General features: G+C 69.7%; 15 protein-coding genes. 7 read left to right on the plus strand and 8 right to left on the minus strand.

Going from position 1 to position 21,065, the window contains the following annotated elements:
• Positions 1-259: 259 nt before the first annotated feature.
• From ACWEV3_RS31825 to pruA, 3 genes are all read right to left on the minus strand, one after another.
• Positions 260-907, minus strand: a complete 648-nt coding sequence (locus tag ACWEV3_RS31825; RefSeq protein ID WP_452617420.1) for a Pr6Pr family membrane protein — start codon at positions 905-907, stop codon at positions 260-262.
• Between the two features lie 139 nt (positions 908-1,046).
• On the minus strand, positions 1,047-1,976 hold the full coding sequence (locus tag ACWEV3_RS31830) for a proline dehydrogenase family protein (RefSeq protein WP_452617421.1): 930 nt from the start codon (positions 1,974-1,976) through the stop codon (positions 1,047-1,049).
• A 168-nt stretch (positions 1,977-2,144) separates the two neighbouring features.
• On the minus strand, positions 2,145-3,773 hold the full coding sequence (gene pruA, locus ACWEV3_RS31835; RefSeq protein WP_452617422.1) for an L-glutamate gamma-semialdehyde dehydrogenase: 1,629 nt from the start codon (positions 3,771-3,773) through the stop codon (positions 2,145-2,147).
• 148 nt (positions 3,774-3,921) lie between these two features.
• Between pruA and ACWEV3_RS31840 the strand changes: the two genes are divergently transcribed.
• A complete protein-coding gene (locus ACWEV3_RS31840) occupies positions 3,922-5,589 on the plus strand; it encodes a PucR family transcriptional regulator (RefSeq protein WP_452617423.1) in 1,668 nt (555 codons plus the stop codon).
• 310 nt (positions 5,590-5,899) lie between these two features.
• Here ACWEV3_RS31840 and ACWEV3_RS31845 read toward each other — a convergent pair whose 3' ends face one another.
• The 4 genes from ACWEV3_RS31845 to ACWEV3_RS31860 all read right to left on the minus strand — a co-directional run bounded on the left by ACWEV3_RS31845 (position 5,900) and on the right by ACWEV3_RS31860 (position 10,379).
• Positions 5,900-6,517, minus strand: coding sequence for a hypothetical protein (locus ACWEV3_RS31845; RefSeq protein ID WP_452617424.1), 618 nt, complete (start codon positions 6,515-6,517; stop codon positions 5,900-5,902).
• A gap of 82 nt (positions 6,518-6,599) precedes the next feature.
• Positions 6,600-7,340: a hypothetical protein gene (locus ACWEV3_RS31850; RefSeq protein ID WP_452617425.1), complete on the minus strand. Its 741-nt coding sequence runs from the start codon at positions 7,338-7,340 to the stop codon at positions 6,600-6,602.
• A gap of 310 nt (positions 7,341-7,650) precedes the next feature.
• Positions 7,651-8,583 (minus strand): type I pantothenate kinase, encoded by a 933-nt coding sequence (coaA, locus tag ACWEV3_RS31855; RefSeq protein WP_452617426.1) that lies wholly within the window; start codon positions 8,581-8,583, stop codon positions 7,651-7,653.
• A 344-nt stretch (positions 8,584-8,927) separates the two neighbouring features.
• Positions 8,928-10,379, minus strand: coding sequence for an amino acid permease (locus tag ACWEV3_RS31860; RefSeq protein WP_452617427.1), 1,452 nt, complete (start codon positions 10,377-10,379; stop codon positions 8,928-8,930).
• 337 nt (positions 10,380-10,716) lie between these two features.
• Here ACWEV3_RS31860 and ACWEV3_RS31865 point away from each other — a divergent pair, with 337 nt between their 5' ends.
• The 6 genes from ACWEV3_RS31865 to ACWEV3_RS31890 all read left to right on the plus strand — a co-directional run bounded on the left by ACWEV3_RS31865 (position 10,717) and on the right by ACWEV3_RS31890 (position 19,599).
• Positions 10,717-11,169 (plus strand): universal stress protein, encoded by a 453-nt coding sequence (locus ACWEV3_RS31865; protein ID WP_452617428.1) that lies wholly within the window; start codon positions 10,717-10,719, stop codon positions 11,167-11,169.
• Positions 11,150-12,127 (plus strand): adenylate/guanylate cyclase domain-containing protein, encoded by a 978-nt coding sequence (locus tag ACWEV3_RS31870; RefSeq protein ID WP_452617429.1) that lies wholly within the window; start codon positions 11,150-11,152, stop codon positions 12,125-12,127. Before ACWEV3_RS31865 ends, ACWEV3_RS31870 begins: the two co-directional genes overlap by 20 nt.
• A gap of 235 nt (positions 12,128-12,362) precedes the next feature.
• The gene (locus ACWEV3_RS31875) at positions 12,363-13,742 is read left to right on the plus strand and encodes an FAD-binding oxidoreductase (protein WP_452617430.1); all 1,380 of its coding nucleotides are present in this window, start codon (positions 12,363-12,365) and stop codon (positions 13,740-13,742) included.
• Between the two features lie 19 nt (positions 13,743-13,761).
• Positions 13,762-14,991, plus strand: coding sequence for a class I SAM-dependent methyltransferase (locus ACWEV3_RS31880; RefSeq protein WP_452617431.1), 1,230 nt, complete (start codon positions 13,762-13,764; stop codon positions 14,989-14,991).
• Between the two features lie 159 nt (positions 14,992-15,150).
• A complete protein-coding gene (locus ACWEV3_RS31885) occupies positions 15,151-15,633 on the plus strand; it encodes a VOC family protein (protein WP_452617432.1) in 483 nt (160 codons plus the stop codon).
• Between the two features lie 78 nt (positions 15,634-15,711).
• Positions 15,712-19,599 (plus strand): tetratricopeptide repeat protein, encoded by a 3,888-nt coding sequence (locus tag ACWEV3_RS31890; protein ID WP_452617433.1) that lies wholly within the window; start codon positions 15,712-15,714, stop codon positions 19,597-19,599.
• Here the strand turns inward: ACWEV3_RS31890 and ACWEV3_RS31895 are convergent, their stop codons facing one another.
• Positions 19,600-21,009 (minus strand): lipase maturation factor family protein, encoded by a 1,410-nt coding sequence (locus tag ACWEV3_RS31895; RefSeq protein WP_452617434.1) that lies wholly within the window; start codon positions 21,007-21,009, stop codon positions 19,600-19,602.
• Between the last annotated feature and the right edge of the window lie 56 nt (positions 21,010-21,065).

The following is a 21,065-nucleotide window of genomic DNA, read 5'->3' on the forward strand; positions in this document are numbered from 1 at the left end:
GCTCCCTGGTCTGTGGGTGCCCCTCCTGATGTATGTCCGATACACGGCGGAGGGGCCGTCCTCGCCAGGAAGCCTCTGAGAACCCGCGGCGGTGCGGGTGTCGTAGGTGGGTTATGCGCCTGCGGCGCATGCGACACCTCATCGACGTGCAGCTTTGCGACCCGCGGTTGCGGGCCGGGAAACTGTGGAACCCTCTCCCGTGGCGGACGTGCGGTTTCCGGCGGGGGCGTGCGGTTTCAATTGAAACTGCGCGCGAACGTCAGGCCGCGACGCGTGGCAGGGCGGGGACTGCGACCGCGGGCGCGTTGCGGGGGAGCGCCCGGTCGACGGCCACCATCGCCAGGCCGAGGAGCCAGAAGGCTCCGCCGTAGATCGCCACGTTGAGCGCCATCCCGTCGTAGCCGAGGGCGTTGACGTCCAGGAACGGGTACGGGTACCGGTCCAGCAGCGCGCCCCGGATCAGGGCGAAGGCCAGGTAGCCGAACGGGTAGGCGAGCCAGTGCAACGCGTTGGCCCAGCGGAACCGGCGGTGCTCGTCGAACAGCAGCCAGTCGACCGCCGCCGCGATCGGGGTGACCAGGTGCACCAGCTGGTTGCCCAGTTCCCAGGTGCCGGACAGCGCCGCGGTCATCTGGAACGGCTGCCCGGCCAGCACCAGGTTGTAGACCAGCCCGGTGATCGCGATGAAGAGCGTCGTGCCGCCCTTGAGCCACTTCGGCGGGTGTCCCGCTCCGCACGCCGTCGCCACCGCGGCCCAGGCGAACACGACGGCCACCACGACGTTGCTCTGGATGGTGAAGTACACCAGGGCGCCGGTGAAGCTGCCGTCCTTCGTGCTCAGGTAGATCCCGATGACGGCCGCGAGCGCCACGGCGATCCGGAAGAGCGTTGCGGCCGGCCTGCGCATGTTGTCCCACCCAGAAACGCGAAGAATCATTCAAGATTCAGATTAACGAGGCGAACCGGGCGTGCCGACGTGATCTGCGGCGCATGGGAAACGGCCCGGCCCGAAGGGGAATCGGGCCGGGCCGTTCGGGGGCGCCGGATCAGTTCTGGGAGATCAGCGAACGCAGGAAGAAGACCAGGTTGGCCGGGCGCTCGGCGAGGCGGCGCATGAAGTAGCCGTACCACTCGTCGCCGTAGGCCACGTACACCCGCAGCTTGTTGCCCTCCGCGGCGATCCGCTTCTGCTCCTCGGCCCGGATGCCGTACAGCATCTGGAACTCGTAGCTGTCCGCGCTGCGCCCGGACCGGGCGGCCAGGTCGGCGGCGATCGCGATCATCCGCGGGTCGTGGCTGGCCACCATCGGGTAGCCCCCTCCCGCCATCAGGATCTTCAGGCAGCGGACGTACGAGCGGTCCACCTCGGACTTGCCCTGGTAGGCCACCGAGGCGGGCTCGGAGTAGGCGCCCTTGCACAGCCGGACCCGAGAGCCCTCGCCCGCCAGGTCGCGGCAGTCCTGCTCGGTGCGGTGCAGGTACGCCTGCAGCACCGCGCCGACCCACGGGAAGTCCACCCGCAGGTCGCGGAGGATGCCCAGCGTCGAGTCGGTGGTGGTGTGGTCCTCCATGTCGAGGGTCACCGTGGTGCCGGCGGCGGCCGCGGCCTCGCAGATCAGCCGCGCGTTGTCCAGGGCGATCTTCTCGCCGTCGTTGGACAGGAATTGCCCGACCGCGGAGAGCTTCACCGAGACCTCGGCCCGGTCGGCCAGGCCCTCGGTGGCGAGCACCTCCAGCATCTGCTGGTAGGCGCGGACGGTGTCGGTGGCCTGCTGCGCATCGAGGGTGTCTTCGCCGAGGTGGTCGAGCGTGACGTACATGTTCTGGTCACGCAGGGCCCGGGTGGCCCGGACCGCGTCCTCCGGCGTGGTGCCGGCCACGAACCGCTCGACGACCGGCTTGGTCAGCGGGTTGGCCTCCACGAGTCGGCGCACGCCCTGGGAACGGGCGGCGGCCAGCAGGGTGCTGCGCAGCATCGTGGTCTCCTTCTTTGCAGCTGTGCTCGGGGGTTTCGGGGATCTCCTGCCTTCCGCGTTGCCTGCAGTCGAAAGTGCGTGCCGCGGTTCGCCGAACGGGGCGAAGGGTTCGGAGTGGGGAACTGCTCAGGGGTTCGGGGCGCCCTCGGCCGAGGGCGCCCCGAACGCTCAGCCCATGTGCGGGTAGGAGATACCGGTGGGGGCGTCCCAGGTTTCCTTGATCGCCCGGGGGCTGGTCCACCGCTGGATGTTCAGCAGCGAACCGGCCTTGTCGTTGGTGCCGGAGGCGCGGCTGCCGCCGAAGGGCTGGCGGGAGACGATCGACCCGGTGGGCTTGTCGTTGACGTAGAAGTTGCCGGCCGCGCCGCGCAGCTTCTGGTGCGCCAGCTCGATGGCGCTGCGGTCGGTGGCGAACACCGCGCCGGTCAGCGCGTACGGGCTGGAGGCGTCGACGACGTCGAGGATCTCGGAGTACTTGGCGTCGTCGTAGACGTGCACGGCGATGATCGGCCCGAAGTACTCGGTGGTGAACACCTCGTCGGCCGGGTCGTCGCAGACCAGCACGGTGGGCTCGACGAAGTAGCCGACCGAGTCGTCGTAGCCGCCGCCGGCGAGGACCTCGATGGAGTCGGTCCCGGCCGCGCGGTCCAGGGCCGCCTTGTGCTTGGCGAAGGCGCGGGCGTCGATGACGGCGCCGCCGAAGTAGGAGAAGTCGGTGACGTCGCCGTAGCGGACCGAGCGGGTCAGGTCGGCCAGCTCGTCGCGCAGGCCGCCTTCCCAGATCGAGCGCGGGACGTAGGCGCGGGACGCGGCCGAGCACTTCTGGCCCTGGTACTCGAACGCGCCGCGGGCGAACGCGGTCGCCAGCGGGACCGGGTTGGCCGAGGGGTGCACGACGATGAAGTCCTTGCCGCCGGTCTCGCCGACGATGCGCGGGTAGCTGCCGTAGCTGTCGAGGTTGTCGCCGATGGTGCGCCACAGCTTCTTGAAGGTGGCGGTGGAGCCGGTGAAGTGCAGACCGGCGAAGCCCGGGTCGGTCAGCGCGACCTCGCTGATGGCCTGGCCGTCACCGGTGACGAGGTTGATCACGCCCGCCGGGAGCCCGGCGGCCTCGAACAGCCGCATGGTGAAGTGCGCGGCGAACTGCTGCGAGGGGGTCGGCTTCCACACCACGGTGTTGCCCATCAGCGCGGGCGCGGTGGGAAGGTTGCCGGCGATGGCGGTGAAGTTGAACGGCGTGATCGCGGTGACGAAGCCGTCCAGCGGGCGGTAGTCCATGCGGTTCCACTCGCCGGGAACCGAGCGCGGCTGCTCGGCGATGATCTGCCGCGCGTAGTGCACGTTGAACCGCAGGAAGTCGATGAACTCGCAGGCGGCGTCGATCTCGGCCTGCTGCACCGACTTGGACTGGCCGAGGATGGTGGCGGCGTTGATGGTGTCGCGCCACGGGCCGGCGAGCAGGTCGGCGGCGCGCAGGAGCACGGCGGCGCGCTCGTCGAACGACGTCGCGGCCCACGCGGGGGCGGCGTCCTTGGCGGCCTGCACGGCGTCGGCGACGTCCTGGGTGGTGGCCTGCGCGGCGGTGCCCAGCACGTGCTGGTGGTCGTGCGGCTGGACCACGTCGAACTTGTCACCGCCGCCGAGGCGCTGCACGCCACCGATGGTCTGGGTGAGTTCGATGCGCTCGGACTCCAGCTCCGCGACCCGCTTCTGCAACGACTCCCGCTCCGGCGAGCCGGGCGCGTAGCCCTTGACCGGCTCGTTGTAGGGCACCGGGACCGAAGTGATGGCGTCCATGGCCAATTTCGCCTCCTTGCGAGAGTCGCTGTCTGGGACAAGGGTCCTGTTACTTGGGAGATTAAGGTTTCGTTAGCGCCCCGGGCTTGTCCATTCGGCTATCGTTGTCAATATCGGATTGTCCGCTTGAACAAGTGGGGTTCCTGGTTTGCACGAGGTCGAAAACGCCCCGGCAGTGGACGCGGTTGGCGTCGCCGTCGTGGGGGTGCCATTGCGCCAACTCCTGATCGCGGTGGGCGAGCCACTGGTCGACGTGCTCGCGGCGCCGCGCGGCTTCGAGGTCGAGGTGCGCGACGTCGTCATTGTCGACCCGGAGGAGGAGTCCGGCAGCGGGCGCAACGGCGACTTCGTGCTGGTCATCGGCGCGCGAGGCCGGGCGGCCGCCCGGCTGGTGCGCGCGGCGGCGCGCGACGGCGCGGCGGCCGTGGCGGTGAAGGTCGACTCCGAATCCGACGCGCGAGCGCTGCGGGACACCGCGATCGATTGCCGGATCGCGCTGCTGGGCGTGCGGCCCGAGGTCCGCTGGGAGCGGTTGGAGTCCTTCGCGCGCTCGGCCGTCGACAACGCCCGCCTGACCACCGACGCGGACCTGGGCGAGGCGCTGGGCGACCTGTTCTCGCTGGCCCAGACGGTGGCGGCGATGACCGACGGCATCGTCGCGATCGAGGACACCGCGAGCCGGGTGCTCGCCTACTCGCGCTCGGACGACGAGGTCGACGAGCTGCGCAGGCTGTCGATCCTGGGCAGGCAGGGACCGGAGTCGTACCTGGCGATGCTCCGGGAGTGGGGCGTCTACCAGCGGCTGCGCGCCGGCGAGGACGTCGTGCGCATCGACGAGCGACCCGACCTGGGCATCCGCCGCCGGATGGCGGTCGGCATCCACGCGGGCACCCAGCCGCTGGGCACGATCTGGGTGCAGGAGGGCAAGCGGCCCCTGTCGGAGCACTCCGAGCGGGCGCTGCTGGGCGCGGCGCGGGTGGCGGCGCTGCAGCTGATCCGGCAGCGCACCGAGGCCACCGCCGGGCCGCGGTTCCGGGAGAACCTGCTGACCGGGTTGCTCGACGGCCTCATCGACGCCCAGTCGGTGGCCGACAACATCGGCGCCGACCCGGCAAAGCCCGCGGTGGTCGTGGTGTTCACGCTGCGCCCACCGGACGCCAGCGCGGACCGCTCCGAACTGGAGCTGCAGCGCGCCGAGATGACCAGCCTGATCTCGGTGCACGCCTCGGCGTACCGCCGCAGTGCGCTGGTCACCACCATCGGCTCGCGGGTGTACGTGCTGCTGCCGGACCTGCCGGAACGCTCGGCGGTGGCGTCGGCGCTGAGCCTGACGCGGGAGATCGTGGCGGCGGCCAAGCAGCACCTGCGGGCGCGGGTGCAGGTGGGCGTGGGCTCGGCGGCGCGGACGCTGGACGAGGTGGCGGAGTCGCGCACCGAGGCGGACCGCATCCTCGACGCGATGACCCACGACCTGCGCGCGGAGATCGCGACGATCTCGGACGTCCGGGCGCAGGTGGTGATCAGCGAGATCCTGACGGTGCTGCAGGGCAACGAGCGCTTCCGCGACTCCCGCCTGGCGGCGCTGCACGAGCACGACGCGGAGCACGGCACCGATCTGGCCCGCTCGCTGCTGGCGTACCTGGAGGCGTTCGGCGACGTCCGGGGGGCCAGCGACGGCCTGCACGTGCACCCGAACACGCTGCGCTACCGGGTCCGCCGGGCCGGCGAGATCACGGGCATCGACCTCACCAACCCGACGGAACGCCTGAGCGCCCACCTCCAGCTGCTGCTGTCCCGCCGGGCCGCCCGCCGCTGACCGCTATTCGGTGGCGTCCCTGCGGGTGGTCGCCACCAGCGCGGCGAAGCCGTCGTGGGGCTCCGGGGCATCGCCGTCGCCGGGCCACCAGTCGTACGCGGGGGACGGATCCATGGGTGGAACTCCTTCGGCGGTACGTGCGGGCCAGTCTCCCGGAACCCCGAGGCGCTCCGGGCGGATTCGCCCCTTCAGGCCCGGCATCGTGCCCACCCGTTCCCGGCGAGTCTCCCTCCACATAGGACCAGGAGATGCCGGAGGTGTTTTCAGATCTGTTCCCCGAGCACGACCACGGACCTGAATCCCGCGGCGTTCACGACATGCCTTCCGCTGCGAAGGCTTCGAGCACCATTTCGGCGAGTTCCGCGATCTCCGGGACTTCGTCGCCGCTGAGGTCGCGGGCCAGGTCGAGGCATTCCGGCCATTCGGCGTGGACGATCGCGTGGAGGGTGGCGTACCGGACGATCGGCGTCCCGTCCTGGGATCCCCGGGCGAACAGCGCCCTGACCTTCTCCGCCGCGGACAGCGGGGCGCTCAATCCCAGGCGGAGCATCGCGCGCACCTGCTCGTCGGGAAGCCCGCTGTCGAAGCTCCGGTCGGCGATCCGGTTCAGCTCGGCGGGGCTCCAGACGTTGATCTTTCCGTCTTCGATGGACTTCCGCACCTGGTCGACGTGTGCCCGGTCCTCGCCGTGCACGACGAGGTACCGCAGCTGGCCGGACTGGTCGACGCCGGTGTCGTCCACGATGTAGTGCACCGATGTCGCGGCGTCGGCCTGCCACTTCGTCTCGCGGTTTATGAGCTGCTCGGGATTCCGTTCGAGCGATCCGACGAGTTCCCAGCCGACCACTTCGGCGAACCGGTGCACCAGCTGTTCCGGTTCGCTCTTCTTCAGCAGGAGGCGGCGGCTTCGAACATCTCCAGCGGTCATGCGGCGCTCCACGGAAGGCTGCGAAAGATCAGTTCGTGATTGATGATTCCGATTCTCATCAGAAGAAGCACTCACGAGTGCGTCAACGGCGAGCGTCGAAGCGCTCTTGCAAGGGCGCGTAGTCGTGGTGCGGGAAGAGCTCGGGGAAGAAGCGCAGCATCGACCGCAGGCTGCTCGCCGTGTGGTGGAAGTCGTCGCCAGCCAGGTCCGCGTCGGTGAACAGGTACTGCCAGCCGAAGGTGCCCTTCGTCAGCGCCAGCGCCGCCAGATATCCCAGATAATCCAGGTCCATCTGCAGGGCGCCGACCCGGGCATCCCACACCCAGATCTCCAGCGGAGTGCGGTTCGGCTCGATGCGGACCGAGGTGATCACTCCGGTGCCCGCGCGCGGGTGGCCGTCGATCTCGCGGAACTGCGCGAGGAACTCCCGCTCGTCGTCCGGTGTTCCCTCCCAGGCGAGCGGCGGAGCGGACTCGAAGATCGCGCTGTGGAACTGCGGCAACCGGAACTCCCCGCCCAGGCTCGCGAATTCCTCGGCCCCGCGCCAATGCCCGGCGATCCGCCTGAACCTCGGGGCGGATTCGGCGATCGCGGGATCGACCACGACGTCCCTCAGCTCCGGCAGGAGAGCGCACACCTCCATCGCTTCGGCGGCGAGTTCCGCCGCCGACATGCCGTTCTCGCCGACGGCATCGGGCTCCACCACCAAGGTTTCCCGATGGACGGTGATCGCGGGACAGTCCCGGAGCTCGGACAACGTTCGCGCCAGGATCTTCTCGTACTCGGTGGGGTTCTCGATGGTAGTGCCGTCGGCGAGCTGCACGCGTTGCTCCTCTTCCCGAAGTGCTCCGCCGGAGAGTACTGAACTCCTCCCATTCGCGAAGCATCTTGCGCAGAGGACCCGTGCGCTCAGGTCGAATCCTCCGACCCCGCGGAGACCGCGGACGAGCTCGGCAATGCCGCCGGGATGTCGGCGCGCTCGGGGCGTTTCCCGATTTGCTCCAGCGGAACTTCCAGCGCATTGCCGAGTTGTTCCCGCTTTCCTGCGGGTGGGAGATCGAGACCGCCGATCAGCGCCGTGAGTGCTTTGGGGCGCTGTGGCACCCCAAAGCACTCACGGGACCTGGCCGGCGTCAGAGCTTGCGGAGGCGGACCCGGTTGATCGAGTGGTCGATGTCCTTGCGCAGCACCAGGGTCGCGCGGGGACGGGTCGGGAGGATGTTCTCCACGAGGTTCGGCTCGTTGATCGTGCGCCACAGGTGCTCGGCCTCGGCGCGGGCCTCCTCGTCGGAGAGCTCCGAGAAGTGGTGGAAGTGCGAGTCCGGGTTCGCGAACGCCGTGCTGCGCAGCGCCAGGAAGCGATCGGTGTACCAGCGGGCGATGTGGTCGGTGTGCGCGTCGACGTAGATCGAGAAGTCGAACAGGTCCGACACCGCCAGGCTCGGGCCCGGCTGCAGCACGTTCAGGCCCTCGATGATCAGGATGTCCGGCTTGCGGACCACGTTCCGCTCGCCGGGCAGGATGTCGTAGGCGACGTGCGAGTAGACCGGCGCGGTGACCTCCGGCGCGCCGGACTTCACCTCGGTGACGAAGCGCAGCAGCGCCCGCCGGTCGTAGCTCTCCGGGAAGCCCTTGCGGTGCATCAGGCCGCGGCGCACCAGTTCGGCCTTCGGGTGCAGGAAGCCGTCGGTGGTGACCAGGTCGACCCGCGGGTGGTCGGGCCAGCGCGCCAGCAGCGTGCGCAGGATCCGCGCGGTGGTCGACTTGCCGACCGCGACGCTGCCCGCGATGCCGATCACGAACGGCACCTTCGTGCCGTTCGTCTCCTCGCCCAGGAACGTCGTGGTGGTCTCGTGCAGCCGCTGGCGGGCCGCCACCTGGAGGCTGATCAGCCGCGACAGCGGCAGGTAGACGTCGGCGACCTCGGCGAGGTCGACCGGCTCGCCGAGCCCGCGCAGGGCGACGAGCTCGTCCTCGGACAGCGGTAGGGGCAGGGAATCGCGCAGCTCCCGCCACTGCGCTCGGTGCAGCTCGACATACGGGCTCAGTTCGCGAACGCGCGTCACAAGCACCCCTCGGCATTGAGGCCCGGCAGGAACTCCAACGCCCCCGGGAACTTCCGGCGACGCCCGGGAAAACCCTAGGACGCCGGAGCCCCGCCGCGCTGTGATCCAGTGCACGCTGAGACACAGCGAACACCCTTGATCGATCGCGACTCATTCCGCTTCGCGGACAAGAACTTCCATTTCCGCAATTTCAATGGAAATCGGACCTTCGATTTCCATTGAAATTGCGCCGGAACGCCGGAACGCCGGAACCCCGGAACGCCGGAACGCCGGAACGCCGGACGACGCGGGGGAGGGGCGTCATCCGGCGTTCCGGGTTCCGGTCGTGGACCGGGGTCAGCAGGTCACTTCGGCGGCTCGGTCGTGGTGGCCTCGTTCAGCTTCGACTTGCGGTAGCCGTAGGCGAAGTAGATCGCCAGGCCGATGACGAACCAGAGGGCGAACCGCAGCCAGGTCACCGGGTCGAGGAACGTGACCAGCCAGATCGAGAACACGATGCCGATGATCGGCACGATCGGCATGCCCGGGCACTTGAAGCCGCGCGGCAGGTCCGGCCGCTTGTAGCGGAGCACGATCACGGCGGCGCACACGATCACGAACGCGAGCAGGATGCCGATGTTGGTCAGCTCCGCGGCCTCGCCGATCGGCAGCAGGCCGGCGATCCCGGCCGAGGCGATGCCGATGAGCCAGGTGAAGCGGCTCGGCACCTGCTTCACCGGGTGGGTCTTGGAGAACCACTTCGGCAGCAGGCCGTCCCGGCTCATCGCGAAGCCCACGCGGGTCACGCCGAGCATGAAGGTGAACAGCACGGTGAGGATGCCCAGGATGGCGCCGACCGCGATGATCGCGCCGAGCACCGGCAGGCCGACGTCGGCGAAGGCGGTGGCGAACGCGCTCTCGCTGCTGATCTGCTGGTACGGGACCATGCCGGTGAGCACCAGGCAGGCCAGCACGTAGAGCACCATCGAGATGGCCAGCGAGTACATGATCGCCTTCGGCATGTGCCGCTGCGCGTCCTTGGACTCCTCGGCCGCCGTGCTCATCGCGTCGTAGCCGAACACCGCGAAGAACACCGTCGCCGCACCGGCGAACGCGCCGCTGATGCCGAACGGGAAGAACGGGTTGTAGTTGCCGGCGTTGATGTGGAAGGCGCCGACGACGATCACGACCAGCACCACGGCGACCTTCAGGTACACCAGCAGCGTCTCGAAGCGCGCCGCGCTCTTCATGCCCTGGTTGAGGATGAAGGCGATCAGCAGGCACAGCAGCGCCGCGAACAGGTTGATCTTGTAGCTGCCCGCCGGTACGCCGGCCTCCTCGGTGCCCGGCGCGCCCATCATCCACAGCGGTAGATCGATGTTCAGGAAGCCGAGCAGTTCGTTGAAGTACCCGGAGATGCCGATGGCGACCACCGCGACGATCGCGGTGTACTCCAGCAGCAGGTCCCAGCCGATCAGCCACCCGACGACCTCGCCGAGCACCGCGTAGCCGTAGGTGTAGGCCGAACCGGCCTTGGGGATCATGCCCGCGAACTCGGCGTAGGAGAACGCCGCGGCCGCGCTGGCGATGCCCGCGATCAGGAACGAGATCAGCACCGCCGGCCCGGCCTTCTCGTTGGCCACGGCGCCGGCCAGGGAGAAGATGCCGGCGCCGATGATGCCGCCGACGCCGATCGCGGTGAGCTGCCACAGGCCCAGCGTTCGCTTGAGCCCGGTGTCGCCGCCGTCCTCGACGATCGAGTCGATCGGCTTGCGGCGGAATATCCCCCGCCCGGGGTGGAGACTTGGTGTGGTCACGGCTTCTCCCGATGCATTTGTTCTCGCGAAACGGTACGTACATGGCGTGATCCGGCCCGGTGGACGTCCCGCGCAACGTCGTCCGTGTCCTGCATCACCAATGGGTTTGCACGTTGCGGCGAAACCTACGCGTCGACGATGCGCAATCTGATTGTGGGGTCGGATGAGAGTTTGCTGGGCCGTTTGGCCGACCGGACAAATTGGCCGGTGGGAGGTCGACGCCTGCCTCACAGCCGGGCTCTATCGGTAGCGACCCGTGACCCGCGGGCATCGCGATCGTTAGTGTTCACGCCGGAGTCCACCCGAGGCCAGCCCCGCGGCGGAAATGAGAGTTGTGATGTCCAGTTACCGAACCGTCGTCGTCGGGACCGACGGCTCGGCGCCCTCGTTGCGCGCGGTGGCCCGCGCCGCCGGGGTCGCCGGCGAATCGACGGCCCGGCTGGTGATCGTCTGCGCCTACTACCCGAGCAGCGCGCGGGAGGTGGAGGAGGCGAAGGACGCGCTCGGCGACGAGGCGTTCCAGGTGATCGGTTCGGCTCCGGCCGAGGACACCCTGCGCGAGGCGGCGGACGTCGCCCGCTCGGCGGGCGCGGCGGCGGTCGAGACGTTCGCCTCGGTCGGGGCGCCGGTGTCGGTGCTGCTGGCCGCCGCCGAGAAGGAGGTCGCCGACCTGTTGGTGGTGGGCAGCCGCGGGCTGAACACGTTGAAGGGGCGCATCCTCGGCTCGGTGCCGTCCGAGGTGTGCCGCCGGGCCGATTGCGATGTGCTCGTTGTCCGAACCGCGCGGTAAGCCGTCGATGCGCGGTCACGAGGTCGAGGAGACCATCCTCGGCGGGCCCGCGCGCTACACCAAGGACGAGGTCGCCGCGGCGGCCGGGGTGCCCGTGAGCCGCGCCGAGCAGCTGTGGCAGGCGATGGGCTTCGCGCACGTCGAAGACGACGCCGTGGTGTTCACCGACGCCGACGTCGCCGCGCTGCGCTCGCTGGTCGAGCTGGTCTCGGCGGAGGTGATCCCGCCGGAGCTGGAGTCGGCGGTGGCGCGGTCGCTGGCCCAGACCATGTCCCGGCTGGCGGAGTGGCAGGTCGGGATCTTCAAGTCGCTGCTGGGCGAGCAGTTCGCGCTGGACGTGTCGACCACCGCGCAGGTCGCCGACGTGATCCTGCCGGTGATGGAGCGGATGCAGGACTACGTGTGGCGGCGGCACCTGGCGGCCACCGCGGCGCGGGAGCTCGCTGAACGCGATCCCGGCGCCGACGAGCGGGTGCAGGTGATCGGCTTCGCCGACATCGTCGGCTACACCCGGTTGATCCGGGACTTCACCGAGCTGGAGCTGGCCCGGCTGATCGACGGCTTCGAGTCGCTGGCCGGCGGCGTGGTCGCCGAGAACTACGGCCGGGTGGTCAAGACGGTCGGCGACGAGGTGCTGTTCGTGACCGACAACGCGGCGGAGGCCGCCGAGATCGCGCTGACGCTGAACGAGGAGATCGCCAAGACCGACCTGCTGCCGCCGCTGCGGATCGGGCTCGCGATGGGCCCGGTGCTCGCGCGCTTCGGCGACGTCTACGGGTCGACGGTGAACATCGCGAGCCGGCTCACCTCGGTCGCCCGCCCCGCTTCGGTGCTGGTGGACCGGGAGGTGGCGGCAGCCCTGCGGGGGCGTGCCGAATACCGGCTGATCTCGGTGGGGCCGACGAAGGTGCAGAGCTTCCGCGGCCTGCGGGCCTGGGCGCTGCGCCGATCGGAGTGACGGCCACACGAACGGGTGCATTCTGTGTGACCTAAATCCCGTTTCACTTGCATGCGACAAGCAAGCATGCTTGGTATGAGGCCGGTCGGCGTTGATCACCTGGCCTTTTGCGATCTCCGCTGGTCGGCGGTCTCGTTCCGGCCGGGTTGATTTGGCCTCTTTGTCCGCGTTTCGGTCGTGTTCGCGCCGCGTAAAGCGGGATGCCCGCGGGCTTGACCGGCAATAGAGTCGGGATATGGCCGATCGGGGAACAGTCGCGGCAGGAAGCCATTCCGACGAAGTATCCGCTCTGGTGGCGCGGTACGGCCGGTTGCCGGCCGGCGCGCCGGTGCGCCTGGCCAAGCCGACCTCGAACCTGTTCCGCTTCCGCGCGCCGTCGCAGGGGGCGGGGCTGGACGTCGGGCGGTTCAACCGGGTGCTGGAAGTGGATTCCGCCGGGCGCACCGCGCAGGTGCAGGGCATGGCGACCTACGAGAGCATCGTCGACGCGCTGCTGCCGTCCGGGCACATGCCGTTCGTGGTGCCCCAGCTCAAGACGATCACGCTGGGTGGCGCGGTCGCCGGGCTGGGCATCGAGTCCACCTCCTTCCGCAACGGCCTCCCGCACGAATCCGTGCGGGAGATGGAGATCCTCACGGGTTCCGGCGAGGTCGTCCGGGCCCGCCCGGACAACGAGCACGCCGACCTGTTCCGCGGATTCCCCAATTCCTACGGCACGCTCGGCTACGCGCTGCGGCTGGAGATCGAGCTGGAGCAGGTCGAGCCGTACGTCCGGCTGCGGCACGTGCGCTTCGGCTCCGCGCAGGAGTGCGCCGCCGCGATCGCCGAGATCTGCCGCGACCGCAGCTACGACGGGGAGTCCGTCGACTTCCTCGACGGCACCGTGTTCGGCGCCCGCGAGCAGTACCTGACGCTCGGGTCCTATGTGGACAAGGCGCCGTTCGCCAGCGACTACACCGGCCAGCAGATCTACTACCGGTCCATCCAGCAGCGGCAGGTCGACTACCTGGGCATCCGCGATTACCTGTGGCGCTGGGACACCGACTGGTTCTGGTGCTCCCGCGCGCTCGGCGCGCAGCACCCGCTCGTCCGCCGGTTCTGGCCGCGGCAGTACCGCCGCTCCGACGTGTACCGCCGGATCGTGGCCTGGGACCGCCGCCACGCGGTCACCGACCGGATCGCGACGCTGCAGGGCAAGGGGCTCAACGAGCCGGTGATCCAGGACGTGGAGATCCCGGTCGAGCGGCTGCCGGAGTTCCTGGAGTTCTTCCACCGCGACATCGGAATCGCCCCCGTGTGGTTGTGCCCGGTGCAGCTGCGCGATGGCAAGGGCTGGCCGCTGTACCCGATGGATCCCGATGCGCTGTACGTCAACGTCGGCTTCTGGGCCACGGTGCCGCTGCGGCGCGGCGAGGCGCCGGGCCGGTTCAACCGGGCCATCGAGCGCGCGGTGACCGAGCTCGACGGGCACAAGTCGCTGTACTCCGACTCCTACTTCGAGGAAGCGGAGTTCTGGCAGCTCTACAACCGCCCCGCCTACCAGCGGCTGAAGGAGCGCTACGACCCGCAGGGCCGGCTCCCCGGCCTCTACGAGAAATGCGTGGGGAAAAAGTGAGCAGGAAGGAGATCCGCTGATGGGCTGGGCAGAGGTGTTCGCGCGCATCCTCGGAAGCGACCTCTCGGTGGAGATCCGCGCGTTCGACGGCAGCCGCGCCGGACGACCCGGGGCGGACGTGTGCGTGGAAATCCGTTCACCGCTGGCGCTTTCGCATCTCGCCGCCGCGCCGGGCGAGCTCGGCCTGGCGCGCGCCTACGTCACCGGGGCGATCGAGGTGCATGGCGACATGTACACCGCGCTGGCGGCGTTCCCGTCCGTCGCGCTCAACGACATCCCGCCGAGCCTGCGCCGCGAGCTGGCGGTGAAGCTCGTCGGATACCGGCTGTGGTGGCCGGTGCGCCCGCCGGCGGTCGAGCACCGCCCGCGCGGCTGGCGGCACTCGAAGCGCCGCGACAGCACGTCGATCGCGTACCACTACGACGTGTCCAACCGGTTCTACGAATGGGTGCTGGGCCCGTCGATGGCCTACACCTGCGCCGTCTACCCCGAGCAGACGTCCACTTTGGAGGAAGCGCAGTTCACCAAGCACGACCTGGTGGCGCGCAAGCTCGGCCTGCAGGAGGGCATGCGGCTGCTGGACGTCGGCTGCGGCTGGGGCGGCATGGTGATGCACGCGGCCGAGCACTACGGCGTGCGCGCGCTCGGCGTGACGCTGTCGCGGCAGCAGGCGCAGTGGGCGCAGAAGGCCATCGCCGAACGCGGCCTGGCGGACCTCGCCGAGGTGCGCTACCTGGACTACCGCGACGTCGCCGAGACCGGCTTCGACGCGGTCAGCTCGATCGGGCTCACGGAGCACATCGGCCTGGCGCAGCTGCCGGGCTACTTCTCGCTGCTGGCGAGCAAGCTGCGTCCCGGCGGGCGGCTGCTCAACCACTGCATCACCCGGCCGGACGGCAGCCACGGCTCGCGGCCGGGGAAGTTCATCGGTCGCTACGTGTTCCCCGACGGCGAGCTGGAGCCGGTGGGCACGCTGGTCTCGGCGATGAACGACAACGGCTTCGAGGTGCGCCACGAGGAGAACCTCCGGGAGCACTACGCGCTGACACTGGCCGGCTGGTGCAAGAACCTGGAGGAGCACTGGGGCGAGGCGGTCGCGGAGGCCGGACTCGACCGGGCACGCGTGTGGCGGCTCTACATGGCCGCCTGCCGGCTGGGCTTCGAGCGCAACATCGTCCAGCTCCACCAGGTCCTCGGCGTCCGTCTGGACGACACCGACGCCCACTACCCCCTCCGCCCGGCCTGGTAAGCATCGTTTCTACTGGTCAGGGCCCATGTGTGCGTTGTGCTGCTACGGCGGCGCAAAGTACGCACGGGCCCTGAACCGCGTTCCGGGCGATGAGTTCTGCCGCGGTCGCCGGTCTACCCGTCCGCAGCCGGCATGGTGGCGGCGGGACGGGAGACGGGCATGTACGAGATCAAGCAGAAGATCATCACCAACCTCTGGTTCGACACCCAGGCCGAGGAAGCCGCGCAGCACTACGCCGGCATCTTCGACGACTCGCGCATCGTGCGCGTCCAGCGCTACGGCGACGCGGGGCCGGGCGAGCCGGGAACGGTCATGACCGTGCTGTTCGAGCTGGCCGGGCAGCAGTTCGTGGGCATCAACGGCGGCCCGGAGTTCAAGTTCACCGAGGCGATCTCGTTGGAGGTCCTGTGCGACTCGCAGGACGAGGTGGACCGGCTGTGGCAGCGGCTCGGCGAGGGCGGCGAGCCCGGCCCCTGCGGCTGGCTGAAGGACAAGTACGGCCTGTCCTGGCAGATCGTCCCGCGCCGCCTGTACGAACTGATCGCCGACCAGGACGAGACCAAGGCACGGCGCGCGATGAAGGCGATGCTGAGCATGGGCAAGCTCGACATCGCGGCCCTGGAAGCCGCCGCCGAGGGCTGACCTCGCCGATCCGCGCATTCCTCCCCCGGAATGGTGTTCGCTGCTGGCAAACTGCCGGTGGCCGACACGAGGTGGGGGATGAGCGAGATTTCCGGGGAAATGCGCGATCTCAGCGACATCGATCTGCTCCGGCGCCGCTGCGAGTTCGACGCGGCGCAGCAGGCCGCCGACGCGGCTCTCGCCTTGGCGGACAGCGCCGAACTGCGCATCCTGCGGGGCCGGGTGGCGCTGGACCGGATCGCCGTCGGAACGGCGTTGATCGAGTTCGAGCGGGCGCTCGAACTCGACCCGGATTCCGAACGCGCGCACGCCTGGCGCGTCGCCGCGTTGGCACGCGACTACCGCTACGACCAGGCGCTGGAATTCGCCGAATCCGGGATCGAGCGCTTCCCGGACGGCGTGGTCGTCCGCGTTGCGCTCGGGCGCCTGCTCGTGGCGATGGAGCGCCCGGACGACGCGATGCGGCACCTGGAGAAGGCACTCGCGATCGCCCCGGATGACGTCAACGCCATCGAATGGCGATGCCTGGCATTGCACGCGGCCGGCGAACTCGACGCCGCCGTGGCGGCGATGCGCGAAGCGCTGCGACGGCTCCCCGACGAGGCGGATCTCCTGGATTCGCTGGCTTACCTGGAGATCGAGCAGCTCAGCTACGAGTCGGGGTTGCGCACCCTGGATCGCGCGCTCGAAGCGGACCCGTGGCACGCGCTCGCGCACGAGCGCAAGATCTCGCACCTGAGGGTGCTGACCAGGTTCGATGCGGCCGAACAAGCGGCCGCCGAAGCGCTGGACCGGCTTCCGCGCTCGCCGGACCTGCTGATCGAGCACGCCCTGGTCGCAAGCCGGCGAGGCCAGGACGAACTGGCCGTCGAGCGCATCGAGCGGGCCGTCGCGGTCGCCGCGGGCAACCCGCTCGTCGCGGACTGGCACGCGACGTTCCTCCGGGACGCGAAGCGGACCGAAGACGCCGAAACCGTGCTCGACGCGGCCATGGCCGTGAACCCGGAATCGCCCCGGCTGCTCCTGGAACTCGCGTGGCTGCGCACCTCCCAGGGGCGGCACGACGAGGCGGTCGAGTTGGCGCGGACCGCGGTGCGGATCGATCCGTACCGGAGGTACGCCCGCACCGTGGAGATCGGCGTGCTGCGCGGCGCGGGCCGGCTGGAGGACGCCGAGAAGGCGGCCCGGTCCGCACTGCGGCAGTTCCGCTCCGGCGAAGACATCCGGCTCGATCTGGTCAACGTGCTCGGTTCGCAGGGCCGGAACGAGGAGGCGTTGCAGGAGTGCCTCCACTTCCTGGACGACTGCCCGTACGACCTCGATCTGATCTTCGCCAGGTGCAACCTGCTCGACCGGCTGCGCCGCCACGACGAAGAGCTGGCCGCGGCGCAGGACGCGCAGCGCCGGTTCCCCGACGTACCGGCACTGCGCTACCTGGTAAGCCGGATCCACCGGTCCCGGGCGGACTACGACACCGCGCTCCAGTGGGTGGAGCGCACTCTCGACGTGGCGCCCGCCCATGTCGACGCACTGGAATCCAGGGCGTTGATCCTCCGCCTGATCAGGCGGTTCGACCAAGCCGAAGCGGCCGCCCGGGCGGGCTTGCGCAAGGTGCCGACCGCCCCCGAACTGCACGAAGAACTGTCCCTGGCCTTGTCCTGCCAGGGCCGGTACGAGGACGCGGTCGCCGCGCTGGAGGACGGTCTCAAGGCATGCGGTGAGACGTGGTACCTGTGCGAGGCACTGATCGCTGAGCACACCCGGCAGGGTCGTCACGAGGAGGCCCTCCAGACCGCCGAGCGCGCCTTGCGGCTGGATCCCGGGAACGTGTCGGCCCTGTTGGAGCGCTTCGACGCACTGGTGGAGCTGCGCCGGTTCGACGAGGTCGACGCCCTCGCCGCCCGGCTGGCCGCGGAGTTCGGCGAGGACGAGGACGTCATCCGGAAACTCGGTTGGCGGGAGTTGCTCCTCGGCCGTGTCGATGCGGCGATCGAGTTCTTCCGCCGCAACCGTGACGGCGACAGCCCGATGGTCGCCGTGCAGGACCAGGTCAAGGCGCTGCGCATCGCCGATCGTTACGACGAGGCCGCCGCGTTGCTGCGCGAGGAGTTGGCGCAGGATCCGGATTCCCGGTTCCTCCTGCTGGAACTGAGCCGGACGTTCCGCCAGGCCGGCCGGTTCGAGGACGCCCTTCAGCTGGCACGCCGGGCGCAGCGGGTGGAGCCGCACTCCCGGGTCGCGGTGTGGGACGAGATCATCGCCCTGCAGCGGATGCGCCTGGCCGCGGAGGCCGAAGCGGCCACGCTGGCCGCGATCGAGCGATTCCCCCACGACCTGGACTTCCCGCGGCTGCTGAGCGAGATCTACGCCGACACCAACCGTCCGGAGCAGGCGCTGTCCTGTTTGGACAAGATCCTGGCGGTCAGCCCGTACGGTTCGGACGTCGTCGTGCTGAAGGCCGGTGTGCTGCGCAAGCAGCGCAGGTATCGCGAAGCGGAGCGCGTCGTCCTCGACTACCTGCGGCGATATCCGCGTGACCGGTCGTTGCTCGTCGAGCTGGGCTGGATCCAGCTCGCGCAACGGCGGTTCACCGAGGCGGAGAAGCATTTCTCCGGGCTGCTCGGCGACGCGTTCAGGCCAGGCGAGCGGATCAACTCGCTCCTGGGCTTGGGCTGGGTGTCGTTGCACGGCAACGACACCCAGAAGGCGCAACGGCATTTCCGGGCGGCGCTGGAGATCGACCCGCGCGACGACGAGATCAGGCTTTCGCTGGCCGCCGCCCTGCTGCGCGAGGTGGGAACAGCGCAGCACGACGAGGTGGAACGGTTGTGCCTCGGCGTTCTGGAAGACGACCCGTGCGACGACGAGGCGCATGCGCTGCTGGGCGTGCTGAACTTCCGGCGCGGCAACCACGCCGCCGCCGAACACCACCTGCGCACCGCCGTCGAACTCGTCCCCGGCGGCGGTCCCATCGTCGACCTGGCCGCGCTGTACAGCCAGCTCGGGCGTTTCGACGAGGCGGAGAAGCTGCTGGACCAGGCCGTCGAGCGGGACTGGTACGACGTGCAGGCGCACATCGAGCTGGGCAACGTCTACCTCCAGCGAGACGTCGACGGGGGAGAGCCGGGCGAATGGGCCGGGCAGGCGGCGCAGCAGTTCCGCCAGGCGACGGTCCTGGCTCCGGGCAACGGAACCGCCGCGATCGGGCTGACTCGCTCGGTGGTGCGGTCCTCCGGTGACCTGGTGAGCGCGGAGGAGCCGCTGCGCTACGCGCTCGACCGGTCGGACTGCGACCTGCCGAAATGGCGCCTGCAGGTCGAGCTGGCCCGGCTGCTGGTGCAGCGCGGCGACGCGACCGGCAGCGAGGACCTCTACCTGGAGGCGCTGGCGGTCGCCCGGGAGGCGATCGGTTCGGCTTCGGACCAGGCCGAACCGCACTTCGTGGCGGGTGTTGCCGCGTACAAGATCGGGGAGAGCGGCGACGTGCAGCTCTCGTCGCTGCACTTCCGCCGGGCGATGCGCTACCTGCGCCGGGTGGAGAAGTTCGACAGCCGGAACTCCGAGGCGCACCGGGTCCGGGTGCTCGCGCAGCAGCGCATCCGGCGGGCCCGCTCCAGCGTGGTCGGCAGCACCGCGCTGATCACCGTGTCGCTGGTCATGCTGGCCATGCTATGGAGCGCGTTCTTCCTGCGGTACCAGGTGCCGACCGTACTGCTCGGCACCTTGACGCCGGTGCTCGTCGCGATGGTGGCGATCGGTTTCCTGCTGCCGCTGCTGGTCCGGCTGAAGCTGCCCGGCGGCCTGGAGGCCGATCTTTCCGCGAGCCTGCACCAGGTTTCCTCCGGTCCGACCGGCGAGGTCACCCTCGGCTCCGGGCGCTACGGGGGCCGGCCCAACGAACAGGCGCGGTCCCGTCCGGCATCGCTGAGCGAAGGCCCGCGCGGCGAACTCTCCGGCCGCAGCTGACTACTCCAGGTCCTCCAGGGTCAGGGGCGGGACGAAGTCGCCGATGCGGTTGCGGATCCAGAACGCGCCCGTTTCGCGGCGCTCGGCACGGGTCGCGAAGCGGTAGCGGTAGAACTGGGCCCGGACCAGCCGCGGCGGCGAATCCGGGAACGGGTTGTTCCGCAGCAGCCGGAGCACGTGCTCTTCGTTGCGCAGCAACGCTTTCACCAGGTTCGGCAGCCAGGACCGGCCGTAGCTGGGGGAGATCGCGAGGAACCACATCAGCCAGTCCAGGCGGAGGTGGTACGGCGCCACCTGCGGCGGCCGCCGGTGCGGGTCGCCGGGCTTGCCCTTGAACTCGTACGCCAGCCACTCGCCGTCCGCGGCCGCGCCCTCGATGATCACCTCGTAGCGGGTGCGCGTGACGCTGCCGAAGGCGCCGTAGGTGTTGCCCAGGTGCAGCCTGTTGAAGCTGCGGTTCATCACCTGCCGCCGCCCCAGCATGTTCCGCACCGGCCAGTAGCTGAGGACGACGAACACCACCGCCACGACGAGCACCGCGGCCACGAACCACGGTGGCGGCGCGGCCGGCGGCGGCGGTTCCGGCGTCACCCAGCGCAGCAGCCACGAGCCCATCGCCGAGAAGGCCAGCGTGATGGTCAGCCAGTTCAGCCACGCGAAGTTGCCGCTGAGCACCAGCCAGCCCTGCGTGGCCACGACGACCAGCGCGGCCATCGTGGCGGCCGGCTGCGGCGCGAACAGTACGAACGGCACCACCAGCTGCGTGCCGTGGTTGGCCGCGACCTCGACCTTGTGCAGCGGGCGCGGCAGCCAGTGGAACCAGCGGCTGAGCGGGCCGGGCATCGGCTGCGTCTCGTGGTGGTAGTACAGCGCGGTGAAGTCGCGCCAGCAGGCGTCGCCGCGCAGCTTGATCAGCCCGGCGCCGAACTCCACGCGGAACAGCAGCCAGGTGAGCAGCCACAGCACCGGCGCGGGCGGCGCGAGGGAACCGGGCCCGAGGAAGATCGCCAGGAATCCGGCCTCCAGCAGCAGCGATTCCCAGCCGAAGGAGTACCAGACCTGCCCGACGTTGACGATCGACAGGTACAGCAGCCACAACACCAGCCACAGCACGATCCACACCCACAACGGCGCGAAGTCGACGACCAGCGCCAGCACGCTGCCGGCGATCCCGGCCCAGCACACGCCCGCGAAGAACCGGTCGGAGTAGTGCAGGTGGAACAGGCTAGGCGCGCCGCGGAACGGTACGCGCGCCAGGTACCGGGGGATCGGCGTGAGGCCGCGTTCGCCCAGCAGGCCGCGGAACTGGCGCAGCGCGCAGGCGAAGGCCACCAGGTAACCGACCGCGAGGAGGTGCTGCACCGCGAACCGCGCGGCCCAGTAGTCGGGAGCCGAGAACCAGTCCCACATCCTCCCCACCATCCCTGCCGGTGGATGGCTCCTAGAATCTCGTACCGAACGTGTGG

It is taken from the genome of Saccharopolyspora sp. NPDC003752 (assembly GCF_053605825.1).

What these genes read in the sequence shown, in the direction of transcription:
- ACWEV3_RS31825 (WP_452617420.1), bottom strand. Translation starts at nt 907, where the DNA reads ATGCGCAGGCCGGCCGCAACGCTCTTCCGGATCGCCGTGGCGCTCGCG.
- ACWEV3_RS31830 (WP_452617421.1), bottom strand. Translation starts at nt 1,976, where the DNA reads ATGCTGCGCAGCACCCTGCTGGCCGCCGCCCGTTCCCAGGGCGTGCGC.
- pruA (WP_452617422.1), bottom strand. Translation starts at nt 3,773, where the DNA reads ATGGACGCCATCACTTCGGTCCCGGTGCCCTACAACGAGCCGGTCAAG.
- ACWEV3_RS31845 (WP_452617424.1), bottom strand. Translation starts at nt 6,517, where the DNA reads ATGACCGCTGGAGATGTTCGAAGCCGCCGCCTCCTGCTGAAGAAGAGC.
- ACWEV3_RS31865 (WP_452617428.1), top strand. Translation starts at nt 10,717, where the DNA reads ATGTCCAGTTACCGAACCGTCGTCGTCGGGACCGACGGCTCGGCGCCC.
- ACWEV3_RS31875 (WP_452617430.1), top strand. Translation starts at nt 12,363, where the DNA reads ATGGCCGATCGGGGAACAGTCGCGGCAGGAAGCCATTCCGACGAAGTA.
- ACWEV3_RS31880 (WP_452617431.1), top strand. Translation starts at nt 13,762, where the DNA reads ATGGGCTGGGCAGAGGTGTTCGCGCGCATCCTCGGAAGCGACCTCTCG.
- ACWEV3_RS31885 (WP_452617432.1), top strand. Translation starts at nt 15,151, where the DNA reads ATGTACGAGATCAAGCAGAAGATCATCACCAACCTCTGGTTCGACACC.
- ACWEV3_RS31890 (WP_452617433.1), top strand. Translation starts at nt 15,712, where the DNA reads ATGAGCGAGATTTCCGGGGAAATGCGCGATCTCAGCGACATCGATCTG.
- ACWEV3_RS31895 (WP_452617434.1), bottom strand. Translation starts at nt 21,009, where the DNA reads ATGTGGGACTGGTTCTCGGCTCCCGACTACTGGGCCGCGCGGTTCGCG.